Here is a 23,067-nt window from a genome sequence, read left to right as displayed (position 1 = left end):
TCACTTTTTCTCCGTTGCAAAATAAACAATCGCGATAGCCGGCAAAGCTATTCCAATCCACAAAGCCGCATTCCAGCCGCCCGAGGCGTATGCCCAGCCTCCTAAAGCGGAGCCTGCAGCGCCGCCGACAAAAAAAGTGGCCATGTATAATCCATTTAGCCGGCTGCGAAACTCTGCTCCCAATGCGAAAATGGCGCGCTGTCCAAGGACCAAATTGGCGGAAGCCCCCATGTCCAAAAGAATGGCTGCCACAACCAGGACCGTCAATGCTCCGGTCGAACCGGGTCTAATCACGAGCGGCAGCAATAAAGAAACGATCACCGTAGCCAAAGCAAGCGCTGTGGCCTGCCTGATCCAGCCTCTATCCGCTAAGCGGCCTGCCACGGGCGCAGCCGCCGCCCCGGATACGCCAACCAGTGCAAAGAGCGCGATTTCCTGTTGGGAGAAATGAAAAGCGGGGCTTATCAAGAGCAAAGGAACCGTTGTCCAGAACAAGCTGAAAGTCCCGAAGACACAAGCGTGATAGATCGCCCTGCGACGCAGGATGGGAGTCGTCCTGAGCAAATGCCACATCGATCCAAGAAGTGCCGGATAGGAGGTATTGAGCATCGGCTGTCTTGCCGGCAGCATTTTGGCGAGCAAAAGAGCCAGCACAAAAATCATTGCAGCAGACACGAAGAATATGGCATGCCAGCCGAATAGATCCGCGACCGTGCTCGAAACGGGCCGGGCAAGCATAATCCCGAGCAGCAGGCCGCTCATGACGTTGCCCACATTGCGTCCGCGCGAGGCTTCCGGCGACAGATGAGCCGCGTAAGGAACCAGCACCTGAGCGGCGACCGATCCCATTCCCATAAATAGCGAAGCCATCAGAAACAGCGAAGCGCTCCTCGCCAATGCTTGGGCAGTCAAAGCAACTGCCGTGAAGAGCAGGGATGCTACGACCAGCCTTCGGTTCTCAACAATATCTCCCAATGGCACAATAAACAGCAAACCGACGCCGTAACCGATCTGGGCCAGCGTAACGACAAGCCCTGCAGCCTCAGAGGTTAACCCGATTGCGGAGCTGATGGATCCCACCAGCGGCTGTGCATAATAGAGATTTGCGACAATGATCCCGCATGATAACGCCAGCAGAAAGATGATCCAGGACGATATTTGCTGCTGTTTCTCGGCTTTTTGGCCTGCGATTAAATTCATAGTACAACTCCTTTTCGATTTGGATGGAAGCCATGAATTATTGGAATGAACGTTCCGAAAAGACGAAAAAATAATTCATAACATCTCAACTACGGCATCGACCATATCGGAAATCACCTTTTTGTCCCGCTTCACTTTGGACACCACATTGATACTGTGGTTCAGGTGAAGCAGCAGGTGTGCCAAAACTTTGATATCCTTCTTGGGATCAATTTCCCCGGTCTGCTGCCCTCTACTTAACAGTTCATAAAAGGACTGCTCCAATTCCTCGAAACTGTCCTGCACTAATTGATGGATTTGCGGATCAGACGAATCCGGAAAAATAGCCGCATTCGTAACCAAACACCCATTTGGCAAAGCTTCATCGAATGCGGAGGCAATATGCTGAGCAAAAAATTGCCTGATTCCCGTTTTCACGGACAGCGGATTGGCTAGTAGGCTTCGTTTTTTCCGCCCGGCTTGCTTGTAATGTTGAATTGTCTCCCTATAAAGCGTTTGTTTATCGCCAAAAGTCTCGTACAAGCTGGACCGGCTTAATCCCATCGATTCAAGCAGATCCGGTATGCTTGCCGCATCGTAACCTTTTTCCCAAAATACCAACATGGCCTTATGAAGTACGAGTTCTTTGTCAAACTCTTTGGAACGTCCGATCACCGTCTCCCCCTTTCAGTCAAGAGTATATATTTTCGGGAACGATTAGTCCAGTTTGTGAGCTATTTTATTCTCGGTTTGCAGCATTGACGGCACGGGGACGGTGGATTTGAATAGCATGCCAGCTGTCTTCAATAATCAAGTGTTTCGTATTCCGGGATAGATTCAGAAGCCTCTTTTGTCCTGCCAGCCATTCATCGCTTTGTCTCCCTGCAGTCAACACAGGCGACAGGCAGATCGGCACGCAAGGGCTGCGCCTTCTTAAGCTGGACGGCACTTTCCCCGGCACACCTCTCTCCCTGATCGTCTTCAATCCCATGATAAAGGCAGAGATTCTTTGTAAAAAAGAGAATTTTCACACGCTCTGGTTCCTATTTTTCGGTTTGGACAACATTTATCAGGACAGCTACGGATTAAAAATCCAGTAAATCCAGCAGCTTATTCACTCCCACCGCTTGAATCAAAATGGGGATGCGGGGACCTTCATTGCGATTCAGGACCAATTTATAGATCAAACTGAACAAACTAAGTCTTGAAATGTACCGGTCTGCAGTCGGCAAGTTGACTACTCCTCCACACGAAATCCAAAGCGTTCCTGATACTGTCCAGGCGTACAGTTCGCGTATTTTTTGAAGATGGCGATAAAATATTTGTAGTCCTTGAATCCGACATCGGTAGCAATCGTATATATTTTTTCTTCACCGTCCCTCAGCTTGTCCATCGCCTGCTGAATCCGGTACCGGTTCAAAAAATCGTTAAACGTATAGGTGGTCTCGCTCTTGAATTTCCGGTTCAGATAAGTGGCGCTGATCCCGAGCCGGTTAACCAGATCGTTGATGCTGATCTTGTCTGGATAGTGCTCCTGAACGTATTCGATCATCTTCGAAACGTAATAGGAAGATTTGCTTGGAAGCTTCATCAAAGAGGCGTAAATCTCCTCATCCCCTACGGAAGTTGCGCTTAAGATCGCCTCATATTTCTTCTTCATCTCTACCTGCTGTTTGGCCCGCTCCAAGGCGCCGAACAGCTGCTCCTGCTCAACCGGCTTCAGCAAATATTCCGTTACTCCAAGCCGGATGGCCTGTTTGGCAAGACCGAATTCGTCATAACCCGATAGAATGATATAGCTGCAGACGCCCCCCTGCATACTTCGCTCGATCATCGTAATCCCATCCATAAGAGGCATATTCACATCAACGATGATAATATCGGGCTTAAGCGTTCTGATCCGATCTAGCCCTTCCTCGCCGTTCTCGGCTTCTCCGATCACGATGCAGCCGGCTTGCAGCCAGTCGAATGTATGACGCAAGCCTTTGCGGATCATTTCTTCATCTTCCACCAGCAGTACCTTGAACATAAGCGTCCTCCTTCCTGTAAGGAATGATGATCCGAACAAGGGTCCCCTCTCCATGTGAGCTTTCGATGCGAATGCCATACTCTTCCCCATACATCAGGACCAGTCGCCGGTGCAAATTGTGAAGACCGATATGCGGCGTTCGATTGTCGGGATCCAGCATAATCTCACGAACCTGCTGGAGCCGCTCTTCGCTCATCCCGCCGCCGTCATCCTTCACCTCGATGATCAGATTCGGGCCGGTCACGCATCCGTTAACAGAAATATTCAGGCTTTCTTTCTGCTTGTACCCGTATTTGATGGAGTTCTCGATGACCACCTGCAGCATCAGCCTCGGCACGAGCGCGCCCATCGCTTCTTCACTGACGTTCGTGGTATAGCACAGCCTGTCCTTGAAACGCATTTGCTGCAGCTTCAAGTAATCCGCGACATAATTCAGATCGTCCTTGAGCATCACCGTATTTCCTTCCGTACTGATGCTGTAACGAAGAAGCCGGGACAGGATGAGAACGATATCCTGCGCCAGCTTACTGTCTACGACAATCGCATATCGCAAGGTTTCCAGCACATTAAAAATAAAATGCGGATGAAACTGGGATTGAAGATGCTTCACCTCAGTCACCCTCCTTAAATCGGAGAGTTCTTCGTTTTTGGCCAGCAGCTCATTCAGACGCCCCAGCATAATATTATATTGATTGGCTAAAGTTTCGAATTCATCGCCGGAGTTGATGCGCACATAAGACTGAATGTTCCCGGCTTGCAGCTCCCTGACGGCGTAGAGCAGCTTGTCAATGGCCCGGGTATGACGGGAGGAGATCGTCCTGGCGAGAGCCTGGATCAGAAACCAGAGCAGCACGCTGGCCACGGTAAAGAAAACAGCAAGCGATAGATACGTATAGTTCTTCAACTGGATCGCGCTTAGTGTGTATATTCGCCATTGTGCGAACGGAATCGAGGTTTCACTGCAGTAATATTTTCCTTTATTGAGCAGCACATAACCTTTATTGTCTTTTTCCAGCGTTAACTTGTTCAGAAGCCCTCTCACAATGTTGTTGGTAGTGGCAATAATCGTATGATGCTGATCCGTCACGACGGCAATTTCATTGTTTTGCACAAAAATAAGCTTCTGAATGTCCTCCTCATACAGCTGGTACACGAGGTAGCCAATGGTCTGTCCTGATTTCCTGATTTCCTTGGCGAACGTATAAACCGTATATCGATCGTGGGAGAAGCGAAGATGGTTGGTTTCGGCGATGGTATCCGTCTGCCCTCTTGACATCCTTAGCACGATAGCTTTCAGCGCATTGTCTGTCGAATCCGAGCTATAGTTGGCAGATGAGGCAAGTATATTCCCTTTTTGATCCAAAATATGCATGATGCTTTTGACCCGCTGCCGGTTGTTGAAATCGTAGAATGCTTCGAATACCAACGGGCTGCCGAGACGTGTATCGGTAAAATCAATGACTTCCTCAAGCCCGGCCATCCGATTCACTTCCCTGTAATAGGATTGATAGACCTCCTCAAGCGATGACCGGATGGATTTGCCGGCATCCTTCGTCTGATGGATGAGCATCAAGCGGGCATTGATCACGGTGAAGATCAGAAATAGCACGAATAAAAGGGAGATCGGTACAAAAGCATGCAGTAAAAACATGTGGCGGATCGAGTCCTTAAAGTTGCGTTTTTTGGCCATGGTCTCCCCCTTTTCACGAATTTTGTCGAATAATCTCCCATTATGGTAGCCGATCCACCCGATTCAGGGCAACCCAAATAGAAACGGCAAAGCCGTCCTTTAAAAGACGGCATCCGTTTCTGCGAGAACTATAAAAAGTATAGGGCTCGCTTATACTTTCTTATAGTTTGAAAAAAGCCGGTCCGCCAAAGCGGAACCGGACCTACATGGTAACTTCTTTTTTGCCTGACAGCTTGAAAAAGAGCAGCAGCGAGATGACGGTGATCACAGTAAGCAGCGTCGAAAGCGCCGCGGCCACCCCATAATTCCCCCGGACAACCTCTGTATATACAGCAACGGTCATGGTCCTGGTCTTTCCCGTATACAAAATAATCGAGGTGCTCAGCTCCGTAATGATGCTGATCCAGCTTAATATGGCGCCGGCTATCACACCCGAGAGCATCATAGGCACCGTTATCCGGAAGAAGGTTTTCATCGTTGATGCGCCAAGACTGATGGCGGCCTCTTCTATGCTATCGTTCACCTGGTGCAGTACGGCAGCGCTGGAGCGAATCGTGTAAGGCAGCCGCCGAATGACGAATGCCGCAATCAGGATAGCCGCCGTTCCGCTTAGGATAATCGGCTGCTTATTGAACGTGACCAGCAGCGCAATCCCCAAAATTGAACCGGGAACAATATACGGGAGCATGGTAAAGGTATCCAGAAGGTTAGCAGCAGCGCTCTTTCGCTTGACTGTAGCATAAGCGATTAGAATAGCCGTGAAGATAATTATAAGAATCGTCAGGCCCGCGAGAAAAAAGGTGTTGTAGATCGCATCGCCGACTTTGGAAAAGGCGGCGCGATAGCTGTCCAGAGAATATCCTTTCACAAAAATTTTGCCGGAGGTCTTCTGAAACGAAGTATAGGCTACATACACCTGGGGCATCATCGCGATAGCCGTAAAGAGATACACGTAAGCGTGGGCGGCGATGTTGGAGAGCCCCTTCTTTCGTTTCGGCTCAATGGGATTGAGCGCACTCATGCTGTAAGACTTGCGGTTTGCGATATATTTTTGCAGCAGAAAGATCACGGTTGTGAACAGGATGACTATCACGCTGATGGCAGCTGCGAATCCGTCGTCACCGCCAACCTCGCTAATAAATTCGTTAAAGATCAGAACGGGCACCGTTCTATAGCCCTCCCCGATCAGCATGGGGGTACCGAAATCGGCGAATGCCCGCATGAATACAAGCAGACCTCCTGCGAGCAGTGTAGGGGTAATGAGCGGGACGAGCACCTTCCACATTCTGCGGATGCCGGTGCAATTCATGCTTTCCGCCGCTTCCATCAGGGAGTGATCGACATTCTTCAGCGCTCCCGAGACATACATGAAGATAAGCGGGGAAAGCTGCAGGGTCAATACCAGCAGGATGCCGGCAAAACCGTAAATATCGGGCATCCGGACTCCAAGAACCTGATAAACGAATTTCGTAATGACCCCGCTGCGGCCCAGCAGCAGAATCCATGCGTAGGCTCCGATAAAAGGCGCGGACATGGAAGAGATCAGAATCAGAATACGGATGGTGCCGCTGCCTTTGATCCTGATTGTCGACATAATGTACGCAAGCGGACCGGCTACAATAATCGATAGCAAGGTCACGCATACTGTTACCTTGACGCTGTTCCAAACGGCATTCATGTAATACGCTTTGCTAAAAAATTTGTGGAAATAGGCAAGCGAGAACTCGCCTGTAGTCCCGTCGAAGAAGCTCTTAATCAATATCATGAACAAAGGCACTATCAGGAAAACAATATAACCCACAAAGATGACGGCAGTAATAAACGACCAGATATCCATTCGCTTCATTCGGCCGCTCATATGCTTGCTCCTCTAGTGAGGTTGATTTCCCCGGCAGCATCATAGACGTTGATTTTATGCGGGTTGACCTTTAGGCGGACCGTCTCCCCCGGCTCCATGACACCACTCGCGGCCGACTGCTCGATAATCTCCACATGCTGTCCGCTTTCCAGTTCTACAATCAGATGGGTGTTAAGTCCAAGGAAGACGCTGCTGACGATCTTCCCGGCCAGTCCGTGAGCATCATCCGACAGGACGAACTCTTCGGGACGAACGGACAGCTTCACGTCTTGCGATCCACGCCATTCGTCCATCTTCAGGCCGGGCATCGGCTGCGAGTATTCGCCAATATGCAGCTCAGCTCTGCCGTCTTCCGACGTAGATATGACCGCATCCATAATATTGGTGCGCCCGATAAAGGTTGCCACAAACAAGTTGGCCGGCCGCTGATAAATTTCACGAGGCGTTCCTATATGCTGAATGACGCCCGATTTCATCACCGCAATCCGGTCCGAGACCGCCATCGCTTCCTCCTGATCATGCGTTACATATACAGTCGTAATGCCGACTTCCCTCTGAATTTCCTTGATCGCGTTACGCATATCCACCCGAAGCTGGGCATCCAGATTCGAAAGCGGCTCGTCCATCAGCAGAACATCCGGACGGATTACGATCGCTCTGGCCAGCGCTACGCGCTGCTGTTGTCCCCCGGACAAATTTTTGGGCATCCGGTCCTTGTAGGGTTCAATCTGTACAACTTTCAGAATCTCTTTCACTCTTTGAATTCTGTCTGGCTTCCCGATCTTTCTGTTCTCTAGCCCAAACTCCACATTCTGAGTTACATTCAGATGGGGGAATATCGCATAATTCTGAAACACCATGCCGATATTCCGCTTGCCCGGGGCTACCTGGTTCATGACCCGGTCATTGAACTCCAGAGTCCCTCCTTCGATGCTATTAAACCCGGCGATCATTCGCAGCAAGGTTGTTTTGCCGCAGCCCGAAGGACCCAGAAGGGTGAAGAACTCACCCTCCCGGATATTCAGAGAAAGCTCAGGAATGACTGTCGTGTCACCATACTTCTTTACAATATTACGAAATGAGATCGCAACGCTCATATAAAAACACCCGCTTTACTCGTATTACTTCGAAAAACTTGTGAATACATCAGTATATTTCTCAATAATCTCTTTCTTATGGTCACTTACATAATTCACGTCTTCCTGGATCACTTTAATTTGATCGATAGGCGTCATGTAGCTGCCTAGCTGCGCGTCTGTCCGAAGAGGACGGTTTGTTGTCTCTGTTCCCAGGGCATTCTGCGCTTCCTTCGAAATCAGGAAATCGATAAATTTCTTGGCATTCTCTTCATGCTTGGAGCCTTTGACAATTCCTGCTACCGCGTCCAGAAAAACAGTGCCTTCCGAAGGATATACGACTTTTACCGGAGCTCCGTCTCTTACATAACTTGCCGCAGGATCTTCATATGTCAAAGCTACAATGTACTCTCCGTCGGCTACGCTCTTGTGAGCCTTGCTGGAACCGGCGGCGATTTTTCCGTCCAGGTTCTTGACCAGTTCGCCGACATAGTTCCATCCGGCGTCGGAGGTGTAATCTCCGCCTTTTGCTTTCAGCATATTGGTAAGCTGATGGAATGCCGAGCTGGAGTTAGCCGGGTCAGCTATAGCGATTTTACCTTTCAGTTTGGGATTCAGCAGATCCTCGTAGCTGTTAATTGGAATATCGCCAGCCAAATTGGTGTTGACGAGCAATACGCTTCCGTCGGAGACATAAGAAGTCATGAAGCCGGTCGTATTACGGTGACCTTCCAGCAAATATTGATCATTTGGAGAAACATACTTCTCAAACAGATCGGCATTGGCATTAAACAGCTCAAACGCCCCGCCAAACATAACATCGGCGTACGGACTCTCCTTCTCCGACTGGATTCGCTTGATCAGTTCCCCGCTTCCCGCCGACACCAGCTCAACCGTAATGCCGGTTTGCTTCTCGAACATCGGAATCAGCGCGTTTATCATTGTTTCACTGTTTGGCGTATAAACAACCAGCTTGTTCGAACCGCCTGCCTCGTCGCCTTCCGATTTGGAACCTCCGCAAGCAGCTAAAACTCCGGCCAATAACGTAAGAATAACTGACATTTTCAACCACTTCATCATCTCTGTTCCCCCCGCTTTTTGGATTACAAGTTCATTCTACCAGTCCTGCATCCGTTTAAAATCCTAAAATTCGACAACTTCGTCCAAAATACGCAACTAACATATCATATTATGTCATGTATATTAACCTCAAAATGTGCCGGGATTCAATCATCTTTAAGGCAAGCCAGCTCCATGCTGGACCGTTCCGAACTAAGGCGGAATACCTGCTTCTCTAAAGCTAAGGTGGTAATTCCTGACCATTGATTTTAGAATTGATCGTTGTCACAATAGGGTTACTGTCAGATATTAGGGATTCGTACTTTTTGGGGGGATGTTCCCCCGGCCTGAATAAGACCGGGACGGACCCGAAGTCTTTACCTGCAAAATAGGCTAGGAGGATCTGCAATGCCGCAAGGGATTATTCGCTCGGAACAGGCTGGACAGGCCGCGAAGGAGATTCGTGGCTCGGCGAGGGAATTGGCCTTGCGTCTGATCGAGCTGTCCGGAGGAACGGACAATGTGTCCGAAATCGCTCACTGTACGACTCGGGTCCGTCTCAGGGTGCGTAACCACGCCCTGGTCGATGCAGCCGGCCTTTCCGGCATGGAAGAGGTTCAGGGGGTGTTTATGCGGGCCGGACACCTGCAAGTCATAGTGGGATCGGCCATGGTCTTTAAAGTACACCGTCAAATGGTCCGCATTCTTCAAGAAGGCGAGCCATCTTTGAAACGGGAAGAGGAACATGCCGAGAGGCCGTACGAACAGGCAAGTCCGGTCGGCGATGCCGGGCCGACCGGCCGGACGCTGTTTCCTCCGCCGGAGGTACGGAAACAAAGGATGCCGGAGACCGGAGCTGCTTTTTCACGGCCGAAAGCGAAAAGCCTGGGGGCGCCGGGCGTGCTAAGACGGGTGATGGACGCCATCGTCTTTTTCTCCGATATTGTCGTGCCTATGATTCCGCTCTTTGTGGGGGTCGGCCTGCTGCTCGGCCTGCTCGGCATGCTGGAGGTCTTCGGCTGGGCGCAGCCGGAAAGTACCTTGTTTCGAACCTTATCATTACTGACCGGTTCGGCCTTTCAGGTGATGGCTGTCATGTTCGGGTATCATACGGCCAAGCGATTTGGGGGTACCCCGGCCCTCGGCGCCGCCATCGGCATTGTCATGACCCGTCCCGATCTTGCACGAATCGCAGGTTTTGGCGGAGAACCGCTGAAGCCCCAGGATTTAATGATCGCTCCGCAGTTCGGTTATCAAGGAACCGTAATTCCGACTATTCTTGCGGCATTACTGCTGACTCTAATCGAGAAGGGGCTGCAGCGAATCATTCCGTCATTGGGGGCTCGTATGCTAATCCCCTTTCTAAGCTTTGCCGTAGGCGGCAGCATTGCCGCTCTCGTTATTGGACCTCTCGCCACTGAGCTGGGCGGCTTTCTTAGCAGCTTGCTGGAACAGGTGTTCCAATACGGAAGTACGGTGTTTGGGCTGCTGCTTGGCGGAATGTACAATTCGATCGTCGTGACCGGGCTGCATCACGGCATTCAGGCTGTGGAGATCGGGCTCATTTCCAATCCGAATATTGGCGTCAATTTTCTGCTCCCGATCTGGTCCATGGCGAATGTCGCACAGGGCGGTGCAGGACTTGCAGTTTATGCCAGAACCCGGGACAAGTCGCTTAAGAAAATAGCGCTGCCTGCCTCGATCACCGCCTTTCTTGGCATCACCGAACCGGTCACTTTCGGCGTCAACCTTAAGCTCGGCTGTCCCTTTCTGGGCGCTGCGGCGGGTGGCGCTGCAGGAGGGGCTTATGTAGCCTTTCATCAGGTGGTGGCGGATTCGTTCGGCCTCACCGGAATTCCGATGATCGCCTTTATCGTACAGCTTGGACTGATGAATTTTGTTCATTACATGATCGGTTTTCTGCTTGCTGCGTCAACGGCCTTTGCGGTTACCTGGATCCTTGGCGTTGACAAAGCGGCTCCTACGAAACCATGATCTAAACTACTTAGCGTAAAAGCATAGGAGAATAGCATGAAAATCAAAAAAATTCTTAACAATAACGCAGTTGTCGTTAACGACCTCGGTGAAGAAAAGATTGTCATGGGTTCCGGTATTGCTTTTCAGAAAAGGAAAAACGACATTGTCGATCCGTCCCTCATCGAGAAAGTATTCGTGATGGATGATCCGGATCAATACGGCCACCTGCAGGAAATGCTGCGTACACTGCCCGAGGAGGAGATTGCGGTATCCGAGGAAATTATTTCGCTAGCAGAGCGCGAACTTAAGGTCACCTTTAATGAGCATATTCATATCGCGCTGACGGACCACCTCTCCTTCGCCCTGGAGAGGATCGGCAAAGGAATGGCCATCCGGAACACGCTGCTCAACGAAATTCGCATTTTATATCCGAGGGAGTTCCAAATCGGGCTGCGTGCGAAACATATGATTCACGAGAAATTGCAGGTTGAAATTCCCGAGGATGAGGTGGGATATATCGCCATGCACATACATACCGCCTGGAAAAACGCCGGGGCCTGCGGGACGGACGCGGATATGACCGCCATGATTCGGGATATTGCCGAAGGGATAGAACGAGCAGCCGGAGTTACGCTCAGCCGGAGCTCTGCCAACTACGAGCGGCTGGTAACCCAGCTTGAGAATATCCTGCAAACCGATGAAACGGGCAAGCTCTATAGCGAGTTGAATCCGGAAATTGTGCGGATCGCCAAGGAACGCTATGCCCTTGCCAATGCACAGGCCCTGGAAATCGCCGATCAGGTGGAAGAGGATTACGGATATTCGTTCACCGACAGCCAGCGGGTGCTGGTCGCGATGGAGATTAACCGGGTATGCACCCGGTTTAAGGATATACAGATGATGTAATTGATGTCTTTTCGCAAAAGCCGTTTATCCCCCTCCTCCTCAGCTGCTGTACCTGCCCGCTCTGTGATTTTCCAATACTTTATCCCTTTAAACCAATAGACCTAGTTCATATTGAATAACTATTGATAATTTAGGAGTTTTTGAGGATAAAGCAGCAAACAATAGGCTTTCTTTAGCCTCAATCAAAACAGGAGTTTCAGTCTATAGCCATGACTCGCCATAAAATTATAGAATAAGCGCAGGCAACCAAATATGCCGGGATTGTTACTGTTAAGCAGGCAAGACCTAAAAATCCTTTTGGAGATTGACATTTATGACATGTCTCCATCGGAATTTTTAGGTCTTTTTTTTCTTGTTTAAGAGGAACAACCAAATTTGAAACGGAAAGGGAGACAGAGGATGAACATCAAAAAGTTTGTGAGAAAAGCAACAGCGGTAACATTTGCAACAGCTTTATTGGCAGGTGGCGGGGCTTCAGCTTTTGCGGAACAAGACAGCACAGATTATAAAGAAAGCTATGGCTTCTCCCACATTACGCGTTTTGACATGCTGAAAATACCTGGACAACAGAATAACGAGCAATTTAAAGTGCCGCAATTCGATGCTTCCACAATTAAAAACATTGCTTCTGCAAAAGGCTTTGATCAGTGGGGCAACCAAATCGATCTTGATGTTTGGGACAGCTGGCCGCTTCAAAACGCAGACGGAACAGTAGCAAACTATAACGGCTACCAAATCGCTTTTGCTCTGGCAGGAGACCCTAAAAGAGGATGGGACACGTTCATTTACTTGTTCTATAAAAAAGTAGGCGACAACTCCATCGATAGCTGGAAAAATGCCGGCCGAGTATTTAAAGATAGCGATAAATTTGCAACAAACGATCAAATTCTGAGAGACCAGGCTGAAGAATGGTCCGGTTCTGCTACCTTAACCCCTGAAGGAAAAGTTCGCTTGTTCTATACCAATCGCCAAGGCTGGGATCCGGCACATGGTTTCTTTGGTAAACAAACCTTGACAACGGCGCAAGTCAACTTGTCGGAGCCGGATTCCGATACGCTGAAAGTGGATGGCGTGGAAGATTTCAAATCGATCTTTGACGGGGATGGAAAAATATACCAAAATGTAATCCAATCATTCGGTGGAGGCGACTATTCCGATAACCATACGCTGAGAGATCCTCACTATGTGGAAGACAACGGCCGTAAATACCTTGTTTTCGAATCGAATACCGGTACGGAAACGGGCTACCAAGGTGAAGAATCGCTTTACAATAGAGCTTACTATGAAGGAAGCCACGTCTTCTTTGAAGCTGAGAAGACTAAATTATTGTTCAGCCCTAAGAAGTCTCTCGCGACACTGGCGAACGGATCGCTTGGCATTATTGAATTGAATGATGATTACACGCTGAAAACCGTGATGAAGCCGCTCATTGCCTCCAATACGGTTACCGATGAAATCGAACGCGCTAACGTCTTTAAACTGAATGGCAAATGGTATCTGTTCACGGATTCCCGTGGTGCTAAAATGACCATTGACGGAATCGGCGACAAAGATGTTTACATGCTGGGTTATGTAGCGGACTCTCTGACAGGGCCTTACAAACCGCTCAACGGCAGCGGGCTTGTACTCAACATGGATCTCGATCCTAACGATCTTACCTGGACTTACTCTCATTTTGCGATCCCGCAAGCTGAGGGCAACAATGTTGTCATCACAAGCTACATGACAAACAGAGGTTTCTTTGCGGATCATAAATCTACTTTTGCACCAAGCTTCTTGCTGAACATTGAAGGATCCAAAACATCTGTTGTGAAAGACAGCATCCTTGAGCAAGGTCAATTGACGATTGACTAACCCCTAGACTCTCCAATCATCAAAGAAAGAAAATGCCGATTTTCAAAGGCATTTTCTTTCTTTTTTTATAAGCGAAGTACCCCTATGAACAAAAATAGGCATGCACGTGAACCGTTTACTTGTGATCCCTGCGGTACAAATCCCGGCTTTTGTAGCCCGCCCCAAGAATCATTTTCATTTCCTCGCGCCGTTTTGCTTTTGTCGCCTCTTGACTGGCGCTGTACACATAACGGGCCCAGTCTTTCCGGTAACCCGGGGTGAGCGATTGGTAGAAAGCAAGCAAATCCGGAGTGTCCTGCAAATCTTGTTCCACGCGCGGAATCATCTCGATATAATCATCTACACGTTGACTTGCCTTCGTTGAGGCGCGGTTTTTGTTTCGTGCATCCTCTTTCAGACCGACAACGGTAAACACATCATCCAAGCCTACCATGCGCGCAAATTTAATGCCGCTTGTTCCTATGTACCCATTTTCATCTGCACCCAGCCCCTTGAGTAAATCGTCACGATGAATGAACGTCGGATATACTTTGTTTCCTTTTTTCGGATAAGCCAAATAGAGATAGCCGTCTTTGTTTAAAAAGTGCCCCTGAATAACCTGATTCACAAGTCCTTTTAGCGATTCCATATCCAACACAAAAGCAAAAATAAGATCATAAGCCTGACCTTGGACGAGCTCCGTATCATAACCGGCCAGCTCCTCCAAAGCATTCACACCATCCGGCATATGCAGTACAGCCGCTTTTTTATAATTGTGCAAGTTTAGTTTTTCTACTATGGTTTTGGCCATTGTTATCCACCTGCTCATCATTTTTCTATTGCTTATTATTGTAAAAGCTCCCGTTGTCGCCTTGCAACAAGTTGCCTTGTTGACGTGATAACGTGCTGGAGGGTAATCCCGAGAACTCGTCTAAAGAAATTCGATCTACCACCTCGTAACCACGTCCCTGCCCTCCCGGTTTCACAACAACAGTCCCCATGTTCGGCATTTCGCCCAAGCCGATCCCTTTCGGGAAACTGTGCGCAACGATCACCTGGTTCGTCCCGGCAGGCGGCTTGTTCTCGAGCACAGATGTTAGAGCTGCTAAGGTCCTTTCCTGCTCTGCTGCCGTGATGTCACCGCTTAATTGATATATAGTAACCCAGAAGGGATCGACCTTCACATGTTGTTCTCCAAAAGCAAGTGCTGCCGTTTCCCGGGTTCGGCAAAAGGGACTGGCCAGAACCGGATATTGAACGGGAATCTGCAATCTGCGAATCGCCTCTCCAAAAGCTGCGGCTTGCCTTCTTCCCTCCTCGGAAAGATTTCTTTGCGTCTGGCAATTGCTGAAGATCAGGTTCGGTTGATCGTCGCCTTCTGTTGCTTCCCCATGCCTGACATACAGAATATATCCACCCTCACGAAGCGAATTCAGCAGGGTGGGATAAACCGGCGCTGCTTGAACTCTGGCTTCCGCAGCCCCCGCCATTTGCGGCAGCAGCATAAGGAATAACAGGATCGTGCCTATGCGCATCTATCTTCTCATCGCTCTTCTCTCCTCCTGCCTGGAATGAACTCCGGCGTTTCGTTTTCCTAACCGTATTGTGCTCATGGAGGCTAAAAATTAACAAAAGAGAATGAAGCGCTTCAATCGTAGAAGCAATAGAAAGGCTTGCAAGGGCGGTCTGGCTAAGCTCCCGGAAGGGAGGTGATGCCTGTGGAGGTTTATCAAGCGTTGTCACTGCTGTCTTACCTCAAAAAGAAATAGACCGCCCTGGTCAAAGGATGCGGTCCATTTCATGAGGCCTACCTGTTAAGCCGCCGCCCTTAAGAGCGGCTATTGCTCAGGGAGTCGTGTTACCAGCACGGCTCTCTTTGCATTTTACGCTTGTTTTGCCTTTATTATAACATGATCCTCTCTCTCAGGAAAAATCACCCCAGATTCACGAGGTGCTTCCGATAGGCGATGCTGATTCGGTCGTATCCTGAAACATGATTAATTTCCCGTAAACTTCGCGCTTATTCTATTCAGAGCGACTAAATTCGACATCTTGTGACCTTTTCTTTATTAAGGTATATTGAGGTGGAGTTCATTTTTATAAATATGCGTTAGGTGTGATGAATCAGATGAACTGGAAATCAAAACCCCTGAGAAGAAAAGCCGGATGGTCGCTTCAAACCAAAATGATCATCCTAGTCTTGGTGGTTGTCATTGTCGTTCTGCTGGTCACCAATCTGTTAATCGGCAGAAACATCTCTAAATATACGCAGCAAAACTTATCTTTAAAAGTAACGGATATCGCCAGAATGGTGGCGCATTCGGATATTGTCATAGATGGAATGACGGGTAAACGACCTGAACGGGATATTCAAACGTATGCCTCTCAAACCATGGAGTTAACCGGCGTCGGTTATGTGGTTGTTCTGGATATGAACTTGATTCGGAAGTCCCACCCCGATCCTAAAGCCATCGGACATTCCTTTTTAGATCGGAAAGATGCGGCCAGATCGTTGCTCGGAGAAGAATACGTATCGATTGCTAAAGGCGTTCTCGGTAAATCCCAACGCGCTTTCACCCCTGTAAGAGATGCGGATGGCAAACAGGTCGGAGTTGTAGTTGTCGGCATCTATCTCGATAAGATCATGCAGGAAGTAAGAAGCAGCCAATTCATGGTCACGGCAGGTATAATTATAGGTTTAACCGCCGGATTGATCGGGGCTTTCTTATTGGCACGGCATATCAAAAAAATCCTGTTCGGCATGGAGCCTTCTCAGATTGCGCAGCTTCTGGAAGAAAGAGGAGCGATGCTGCATTCGGTAGATGAGGGTGTTTTTGCGGTCAATCGAAGCGGAGCGCTCACGCTTGTCAACTCCAAGGCGATGGACTTGCTTGGAGAGAAAGCCGAATTTTTACTCGGGAAGAAAATCGATTCGTATTCGACTCAGACGATTTTTGAGCAAGTGCTGGAAGACGGGAATCCGGAATTGAACGTTGAGCAAAATATTAAAGGGGTAACGGTTTTGGCGAACTATGTTCCTGTACGGGTAAACGGTGAAGTCGTCGGGGCGCTCGCCACTTTTAAAGATTTGACAGAGGTCAAGAAATTAGCGGAACAGCTGACCGGCGTACAGCATTATTCGGATGCGCTTCGCGCCCAATCCCACGAATTTATGAACAAGCTGCAGGTCATCTCGGGAATGGTTCATATGGGCAGCTATAAAGAGCTGGATCAATATATTCAACAGACCACCGGTCAACATCAGAGCGAGGTCGGCTTTATTGTAAGACGAATCAAAGATCCCGTATTTGCCGGCTTTCTATTAGGGAAATTTAGCAGTGCAAGGGAAGACGGCGTAGAATTTCTCGTCAGTGAAGAAAGCTATTTGCCGGAGCCGAAAGATCCGGATATTCTTCACGATTTGATTAAAATTACGGGGAATTTGATTAATAATGCCATAGAGGCGTTGCAGGAATGCGATAAGAAACAAGTCATAGTTACGCTCCAATATGATTGCGGATGGTTGCTGATCGAAGTGAAAGATTCGGGAAAAGGAATTCCGAGAGAGATCAGAGAGAACATTTTTACCAAAGGCTTTTCCACCAAGGGAGAAAACAGAGGCTTGGGTCTGTTTTTCGTACAACAAACGGTAATGGAGCTGCAAGGCAACATCGAACTTCGTACGGTTGTCGGAAGAGGTACCAGCATTCAAGTAAAAATACCATACGAGGCGAAAGGTGACGAAGTGTGATTGATGTATTGATTGTGGAAGATGACCCCATGGTTGCGGAATATAACAGACGTTATTTAACTCAAATCGAGGGATTCCGCTTTGTGGCTATTGCCTCATCCGTGAGTCAAGCGATTTCGGTTCTGGAAAAAACAGATGTCGATTTAATCCTGCTCGACGTCTATATGCCGGGCCGAAACGGTTTTGAATTGTTAACCTACATTCGGAATAAGGGAAAGAACATCGATGTCATTTTAATTACGGCCGCCCAGGATATGGGCAGTGTAAAGAAGGCCATGCAGTACGGCGCGGTGGATTATTTAATCAAGCCTTTTGAATTCGAAAGGTTTCAAGAGGCGCTCCTGGCGTACCGCAAGAAAGTGAATTTTATGGATACCCAGCAGACGGTTAGCCAAAAGGAATTGGACCAGTTGCTTCTGACGAAGGATAAACCTGACGAAACGGTTGAATTGCCAAAGGGACTTACGAAACATACGCTTAAGTTGGTCTGTGAATCGATCTTGTCCATGGACGGACAAGACTTCTCAACGGAAGAAATCGCCGCTATCGTGGGGCTATCCAGGGTCTCCGTTCGCAAGTATCTGCATTTCCTGGAGGATACAGGTTTGCTCGAGGTAAAGATTGAGTACGGTCTGGTAGGAAGACCGGTTACTAAGCATCATTTTACTGGAGAAATCAGCGAAGTGCTTAAACCATACTTATAGCTGCCTTTCTCGGGTTGGCAAGAATAGAACGCAGGGCCGTCGCTTGAACTCCTCAAGCAACGGCCCTTTTTTTGCTTTGTTACAAATTTCACTTACTATACTTTCATTATCACTTTCAAAAGTTTCATAACGTATTCACCGAAATGAAATGGATTTATGATGAACTCGTAAACAAAAACACATTAAGAAGTGAAATAAATCACAATAAGTTCACCATTTTTTTCGGAAGTTAACGTGCATTATTTCACAAACGGAGGGTTTGAAGTGAACATCGTAGAGATCATCGGGAACATTGCAACAGACATGAAGTTTCTAAGTGCTATTACCTCAACCATCTCTATCATTTTCTTGGGATTTTTCCTACGCAAGAAAAAGATATTGAATGACCAGACGGGCAAAGTGCTGAGTAAGGTAGTTCTATCCGCAGCGCTTCCTGCTTTGGCCTTTACCTCATTCATGCAGGATATCGATACAGAGTCGTTAAAGCAGGGGACGAGCCTTTTGATCTGGGGACTTCTCATTTACATCATTCTGATATTCGTATCCAAGCCGTTTTTCCTGAAATACAAGGGTGAAAGACAAGACGTTCTTCGGGTTTTGACCATCTTCGGCTCCACTACCTTTTTCGGAATTCCGATTATCGGCGGGATTTACGGAGCAAAAGGCGTCATGTACGCATCCATCTTCAATATTGGTTACAGGGTTTTCCTTTATTCTTACGGATACATCAAAATGTCCGGACTGAAAATGGAGAAGAAAAATATTAAAACGATGTTTTTGAATCCGATTGTGATTGCAACCTTTGTAGGTCTGCTAATCTGGGTGGTTCAAAAGTATCTGCCGCAAATGTCCGTTACAGTAGACGGCAAGGTTTCGGAATATGCGTTCTTGCGGATTGATCAGACCGCTCTCTGGCTGTACAAGCCGATGGATTATCTGGCTAAATTATGTTCTCCACTGGCCTGGCTTGCCATCGGCACAACCTTGGCCGAGATTTCTCTGAAAGACGCACTCAAAACCAAAGATGCCTGGTATTACAGCTTTGCCAAAGTCGTTATCGTGCCGGTCATCAACATCGTATTGTTGTTCCTTTTAAACGTAACAGGCATTCTTCCTATCTCTCAAACGGCTTTGGCTACCGTTATCATCATGATGGCTACGCCTACCGCGACTGTGGCTGCAGCGTATTCGATCAGTTTTGATAAAGAGGCGGTTCTGACCTCAAACTGTTCTCTACTTTCGACAGTAGGGTGTATCGTCGTCCTTCCGTTATGGATTGTCATCCTGGAAGTCGTTAAACAGATGCAAGTCTTTTCCTGAGTATTACCCTTTCATATAAATAAAAATTTTGGAGGAATATGCTATGAAAATCAATTTGGTATGCTATGGTGTTCGTGATGTTGAAGTTGAGTTCTTTAATAAATTGAATAAATATGATTATAACCTGACTTTAGTTCCAGATATGATGAACGATGACAACGTAAATGAAGCCAACAATGCGGATGCCGTCATGATCCGGGGCAATTGCAAGGCAACCCGGCAGAACATCGAGAAATTGGCCGGATTCGGCGTGAAATACCTGCTGACGAGAACGGTAGGGTTCAACCACATCGACCTGGAAGCCGTAAGAGATTTCGGTCTTAAAGTGGCCCGCGTTCCCGCTTATTCCCCTAATGCGATTGCGGAACTTGCCGTAACCTTGAGTATGATGCTGTTGCGGCATACGGCGTACACCACAAACCGGACAAGAGAAAAGAACTTCGTGATCGATGAGGCGATGTTCAGCAAAGAAATCCGCAACTGTACGGTGGGCGTACTCGGTGCAGGCCGCATCGGCCTGACGGCTGCAAAACTGTTCAAGGGCCTCGGTGCCAGAGTTGTCGCTTACGACGTTTTCCAAAGCGATGCGGCCAAAGAGGTCGTGGAATTCTTGCCTATGGATGAGCTGCTCGCCGTTTCCGATATCGTGTCGGTGCATGTTCCTTTCATCAAAGGGGAAAATCATAAGATGATCAATGATGATTTCCTTGGAAAAATGAAGCAGGATGCCATCCTCGTCAACACTTCGAGAGGCGAACTGCAGGATGACGAAGCCATTCTGCGCGCCATCGAAGAGAATCGCATTGGCGGATTCGGAACGGATGTATTCGAAGGGGAAAGTTCGTTCTTCTTCAAGAACCTGAACGGTCAAGCTATTCCTAACAAAACCATTGATAAGCTGGTGAGCCATTTCCCACGGGTGATCATCACTCCTCATGTCGGTTCTTATACGGATGAAGCGTTGACCAACATGGTGGAAATTTCTTACGATAATCTGCATGAGTTCCTGACCGAAGGCAAAGCGAAAGGCGAGCTGGATACCAAGGTATTGGTACACGCATAAAATAACCCCACAAGGTGAGGCATTTACTTTGAGGCGGATTCAGGTACTTTTCGGGGAGTGAAGAAGAGTGGAATTAGGTTTGAAGGGCAAGGTAGCATTTGTCGCCGGTTCCAGCAAAGGGCTGGGTAAAGCGTGCGCGCTGGAGCTGGCGAAGGAAGGCGTTCGGGTTATGCTTTCCGGCCGGAACGAAGAACAGCTCAGCCTGGCCAAAGCGGAGATTGCGGCGGTTGCTCCCGGTATGGTGGATTATGCAGTATGCGATGTTACCCAGCCTGAGCAAATCACCGCTGCCATCAACAAGACGGTCAACGCGTTCGGAACGATCGACATTCTGATTACGAATGCAGGCGGTCCACCGTCCGGGGATTTCGCCAAATTTACGGACAAAGACTGGATGAGCGCATTCGAGCTGAACCTGCTCAGTACCGTAAGATTGATTCGCGAAACGCTTCCTTATATGAAGGAACAGAAAAGCGGACGTATTATCAATCTGGTCTCTTCCTCCATTAAGCAGCCGATTCCCGGACTCCTGCTATCTAATACATTCCGATTAGGTGTAGTGGGGCTGTCCAAGACGCTGTCGGTAGAGCTTGCGCCGTATCATATTCTTGTTCATGCGGTCGCTCCCGGGCGGATCGCAACGGACCGGGTACGCACCCTCGACGAAATCAAAGCGAAGGCGACGGGCAAGTCGGTTGAACAGGTGGAGATTGATTCGAAAGCGAACATCCCGCTTGGCCGTTACGGGAATCCTGAAGAATTCGGCAAAGTCGTTGCTTTTCTGGCTTCCGATGCCGCTTCATATATGACCGGAAGCTCGATCTTGGTCGACGGCGGAATGATCAAGTCCATTTAAGCTCATTTATAAGGTGAAAAAAACGGGTTACGGCGACAAAGTCGTCGGGCCCGTTTTTTTTGTGCATGATTTGATCGATTTTCACTTGAAGCTTTCGGCTTCTGTGCCGGCCGGCATCTGCTGGCGGAAATCATTGGGCGTGAAGCCGGTATCTGATGAGTCGCGATGAGATGTAAGGGTGCCATGCAATGCCCGGGGATTTGGAGGAAACGGAATTGAATATCACACTTAGAAGATATAAATTGCTTTCTGATTTTGAGCGTATCAATGAATTTATTCGTCAAAACTTTCAGAGATACCAACTGGGCGGCAATATCCCGCAACCATTCTGGGAATATGCTCATACACATCCTTATTTTAATCATCGCTTGACACACCGATCTGGCATATGGGAGGACAACGGGGAGATCGTTGCTGTTGCCTGTTATGAATTGGATCTAGGGGAGTGTTACTTTCTAACCAAAACCGGATGCGAGTATATGAAGCCGGGCATGATCGATTATGCCGAACAAGAGCTGTTCAAAGCGGCCAATCATCAAAAAAGCCTTGATATTTATGTATTTGACTATGAAGCCTGAATCCGTGAAATGCCCAAGGACCACATAGATTCGCTGTCATGTGCTTGAAGCAACCACAATAGACTTAAATCCTCGTCAAATAGGTCGGTGTAGGCATAAAGAAACAGAGCTTGCCCTAAAACAAGCCCAGTTCGAATGTATGTTCGTTGTTTGTTAACCGGACAACGTCATGTATATCCGTCGAAACGTTGGAAACCAAGGACTGTGCCGCCCAAAGCGAAGTTTGGTCTGCCTGGCATGCTCCACGAGGCGTGAGGCCAGCCAAATTAAATTCTCAATGACCGTTTTCACCCGTCTGCGATGAACCTTTGTGCGTACCGGAGCATCGGATTCTTGCAGCGAGATTTGCCCAATCACTCGCAGCAGGTTGTATGCAACCAAGCCTGCGCACAGGACCAAATCGTTCGTCGCAAATTTACCCGAGGGCAAGCGCTCCAGGTTCAGGTCGGTCTTGAGTTCGCTGTTGTATGGAGAAAATAAAGTAATAGACTGGCTAGCGCGAGTTGCAGCTTCGCCGGTTGCTGTCCGGGACTCGCCGCAGCGTGCCGATCGCGCAGCGCCGGTGCGTCCGGAAGAGCGTACAGGAGCGTGAGCTGTAGCTTCGCTGTGACTTGGCCGGGCTGCGTAGCAGCGTGCCTGACGTGCCGCGCCGCGTCCGGCAGAACGTCCAGAAAAGCGGACCTGTAGCTTCGCTGTGCAATAGGCCGGACGTCGCCACCACGACGTGCCAGTCGTAGTCATGCAGTTCCAGTTCCGATGGCATGCCAATCAGAGCCGGGTCTATTACTCAATTTGCTCAGTCTACAACTTTATTTTCCGAGTCTAACACTTTATTTTTGGTTTTACTTCTTAACGTTCCGCGTTTTGTTGGAAAAGGCTTGCTTGCATAATAGCTTCCAGCAACTCATATTAAAATGATCATTTTTTAGTTTTTCTCTTTATATATAGTCCTATCCACAGACCCAAACTAGGTATGATTGCAAAAGTATAAGATAATGCTAGAAAAATTTTATCCGAATTTATTTTTGTGAGTAATACAAACATTGAAGCATTTGATAATAGAGCATTTTGCATAATTCCGTGATTGAGAATTAGACAGCAGAATCTAAGGAGTAGTTGGTGGTGTATTTTCGTCTCAGGTGACTTCGGACATAAAAAAGGGCAGACCTGCAGAATTTCTGTTCGTTC

Annotated in this window: 21 protein-coding genes and 1 pseudogene; 10 read left to right on the top strand and 12 right to left on the bottom strand. The window is 48.3% G+C overall.

Features of this window, described 5'->3' with window-relative positions:
• From K7397_RS17035 to K7397_RS16995, 9 genes are all read right to left on the bottom strand, one after another.
• Positions 1 to 1,200 (bottom strand): MFS transporter, encoded by a 1,200-nt coding sequence (locus K7397_RS17035; RefSeq protein ID WP_223069144.1) that lies wholly within the window; start codon positions 1,198 to 1,200, stop codon positions 1 to 3.
• Between the two features lie 75 nt (positions 1,201 to 1,275).
• Positions 1,276 to 1,854, bottom strand: coding sequence for a TetR/AcrR family transcriptional regulator (locus tag K7397_RS17030; protein WP_337926751.1), 579 nt, complete (start codon positions 1,852 to 1,854; stop codon positions 1,276 to 1,278).
• 64 nt (positions 1,855 to 1,918) lie between these two features.
• On the bottom strand, positions 1,919 to 2,140 hold the full coding sequence (locus tag K7397_RS17025) for a hypothetical protein (protein ID WP_223069143.1): 222 nt from the start codon (positions 2,138 to 2,140) through the stop codon (positions 1,919 to 1,921).
• A gap of 124 nt (positions 2,141 to 2,264) precedes the next feature.
• A complete protein-coding gene (locus K7397_RS17020) occupies positions 2,265 to 2,411 on the bottom strand; it encodes a hypothetical protein (RefSeq protein ID WP_223069140.1) in 147 nt (48 codons plus the stop codon).
• Positions 2,412 to 2,416: 5 nt separating this feature from the next.
• Positions 2,417 to 3,208: a response regulator transcription factor gene (locus K7397_RS17015; protein ID WP_223069138.1), complete on the bottom strand. Its 792-nt coding sequence runs from the start codon at positions 3,206 to 3,208 to the stop codon at positions 2,417 to 2,419.
• Positions 3,180 to 4,898 (bottom strand): sensor histidine kinase, encoded by a 1,719-nt coding sequence (locus K7397_RS17010; protein ID WP_223069137.1) that lies wholly within the window; start codon positions 4,896 to 4,898, stop codon positions 3,180 to 3,182. The genes K7397_RS17015 and K7397_RS17010 overlap by 29 nt, the downstream gene beginning before the upstream one ends.
• 202 nt (positions 4,899 to 5,100) lie before the next feature.
• A complete protein-coding gene (locus K7397_RS17005) occupies positions 5,101 to 6,756 on the bottom strand; it encodes an ABC transporter permease (protein WP_223069136.1) in 1,656 nt (551 codons plus the stop codon).
• Positions 6,753 to 7,853, bottom strand: a complete 1,101-nt coding sequence (locus K7397_RS17000) for an ABC transporter ATP-binding protein (protein ID WP_223069135.1) — start codon at positions 7,851 to 7,853, stop codon at positions 6,753 to 6,755. Before K7397_RS17000 ends, K7397_RS17005 begins: the two co-directional genes overlap by 4 nt.
• A gap of 24 nt (positions 7,854 to 7,877) precedes the next feature.
• Entirely contained in the window at positions 7,878 to 8,909 is a 1,032-nt protein-coding gene (locus tag K7397_RS16995) for an ABC transporter substrate-binding protein (RefSeq protein ID WP_223069194.1), read from the bottom strand.
• 390 nt (positions 8,910 to 9,299) lie between these two features.
• On the opposite strand from K7397_RS16995, the gene K7397_RS16990 reads away from it, so the two are divergent.
• From K7397_RS16990 to K7397_RS16980, 3 genes are all read left to right on the top strand, one after another.
• A complete protein-coding gene (locus K7397_RS16990) occupies positions 9,300 to 10,886 on the top strand; it encodes a PTS transporter subunit EIIC (RefSeq protein ID WP_223069134.1) in 1,587 nt (528 codons plus the stop codon).
• A gap of 36 nt (positions 10,887 to 10,922) precedes the next feature.
• Positions 10,923 to 11,774: a PRD domain-containing protein gene (locus tag K7397_RS16985; RefSeq protein WP_223069133.1), complete on the top strand. Its 852-nt coding sequence runs from the start codon at positions 10,923 to 10,925 to the stop codon at positions 11,772 to 11,774.
• A 399-nt stretch (positions 11,775 to 12,173) separates the two neighbouring features.
• Positions 12,174 to 13,628, top strand: a complete 1,455-nt coding sequence (locus K7397_RS16980) for a glycoside hydrolase family 68 protein (RefSeq protein ID WP_223069132.1) — start codon at positions 12,174 to 12,176, stop codon at positions 13,626 to 13,628.
• 115 nt (positions 13,629 to 13,743) lie between these two features.
• Here K7397_RS16980 and K7397_RS16975 read toward each other — a convergent pair whose 3' ends face one another.
• Together K7397_RS16975 and K7397_RS16970 are read right to left on the bottom strand one after the other, a co-directional pair.
• The gene (locus tag K7397_RS16975) at positions 13,744 to 14,418 is read right to left on the bottom strand and encodes a YdeI/OmpD-associated family protein (RefSeq protein WP_223069131.1); all 675 of its coding nucleotides are present in this window, start codon (positions 14,416 to 14,418) and stop codon (positions 13,744 to 13,746) included.
• A gap of 25 nt (positions 14,419 to 14,443) precedes the next feature.
• Positions 14,444 to 15,142, bottom strand: coding sequence for a histidine phosphatase family protein (locus K7397_RS16970; protein ID WP_223069129.1), 699 nt, complete (start codon positions 15,140 to 15,142; stop codon positions 14,444 to 14,446).
• Positions 15,143 to 15,735: 593 nt separating this feature from the next.
• Here K7397_RS16970 and dcuS point away from each other — a divergent pair.
• The 6 genes from dcuS (at position 15,736) to K7397_RS16940 (ending at position 21,879) form a co-directional block, all read left to right on the top strand.
• Positions 15,736 to 17,358 (top strand): DcuS/MalK family sensor histidine kinase, encoded by a 1,623-nt coding sequence (gene dcuS / locus K7397_RS16965; protein WP_223069127.1) that lies wholly within the window; start codon positions 15,736 to 15,738, stop codon positions 17,356 to 17,358.
• The gene (locus K7397_RS16960; protein ID WP_223069125.1) at positions 17,355 to 18,062 is read left to right on the top strand and encodes a response regulator; all 708 of its coding nucleotides are present in this window, start codon (positions 17,355 to 17,357) and stop codon (positions 18,060 to 18,062) included. The genes dcuS and K7397_RS16960 overlap by 4 nt, the downstream gene beginning before the upstream one ends.
• A 264-nt stretch (positions 18,063 to 18,326) precedes the next feature.
• Entirely contained in the window at positions 18,327 to 19,382 is a 1,056-nt protein-coding gene (locus K7397_RS16955; protein ID WP_223069123.1) for an AEC family transporter, read from the top strand.
• A gap of 43 nt (positions 19,383 to 19,425) precedes the next feature.
• Entirely contained in the window at positions 19,426 to 20,445 is a 1,020-nt protein-coding gene (locus tag K7397_RS16950) for a 2-hydroxyacid dehydrogenase (RefSeq protein WP_223069121.1), read from the top strand.
• A 67-nt stretch (positions 20,446 to 20,512) separates the two neighbouring features.
• Positions 20,513 to 21,301, top strand: coding sequence for an SDR family oxidoreductase (locus tag K7397_RS16945; protein ID WP_223069118.1), 789 nt, complete (start codon positions 20,513 to 20,515; stop codon positions 21,299 to 21,301).
• Positions 21,302 to 21,516: 215 nt separating this feature from the next.
• Complete coding sequence (locus tag K7397_RS16940) at positions 21,517 to 21,879, top strand: hypothetical protein (protein ID WP_223069115.1); 363 nt, start codon at positions 21,517 to 21,519, stop codon at positions 21,877 to 21,879.
• A 153-nt stretch (positions 21,880 to 22,032) separates the two neighbouring features.
• On the opposite strand, the pseudogene K7397_RS16935 reads toward K7397_RS16940, so the two are convergent.
• Positions 22,033 to 22,347 (bottom strand): annotated as a pseudogene (locus tag K7397_RS16935) (transposase); the annotation flags it as partial.
• On the opposite strand from K7397_RS16935, the gene K7397_RS16930 reads away from it, so the two are divergent.
• The gene (locus K7397_RS16930; protein ID WP_223069112.1) at positions 22,331 to 22,471 is read left to right on the top strand and encodes a hypothetical protein; all 141 of its coding nucleotides are present in this window, start codon (positions 22,331 to 22,333) and stop codon (positions 22,469 to 22,471) included. The pseudogene K7397_RS16935 and the gene K7397_RS16930 overlap by 17 nt on opposite strands.
• The last annotated feature ends 596 nt before the right edge of the window (positions 22,472 to 23,067 follow it).

The organism is Paenibacillus caui (assembly GCF_019904135.1).
GTDB lineage: Bacteria > Bacillota > Bacilli > Paenibacillales > Paenibacillaceae > Fontibacillus > Fontibacillus caui.
The sequence above is the reverse complement of the archived record's forward strand: the minus strand, read 5'-3'. Positions and strand labels throughout refer to the sequence as shown.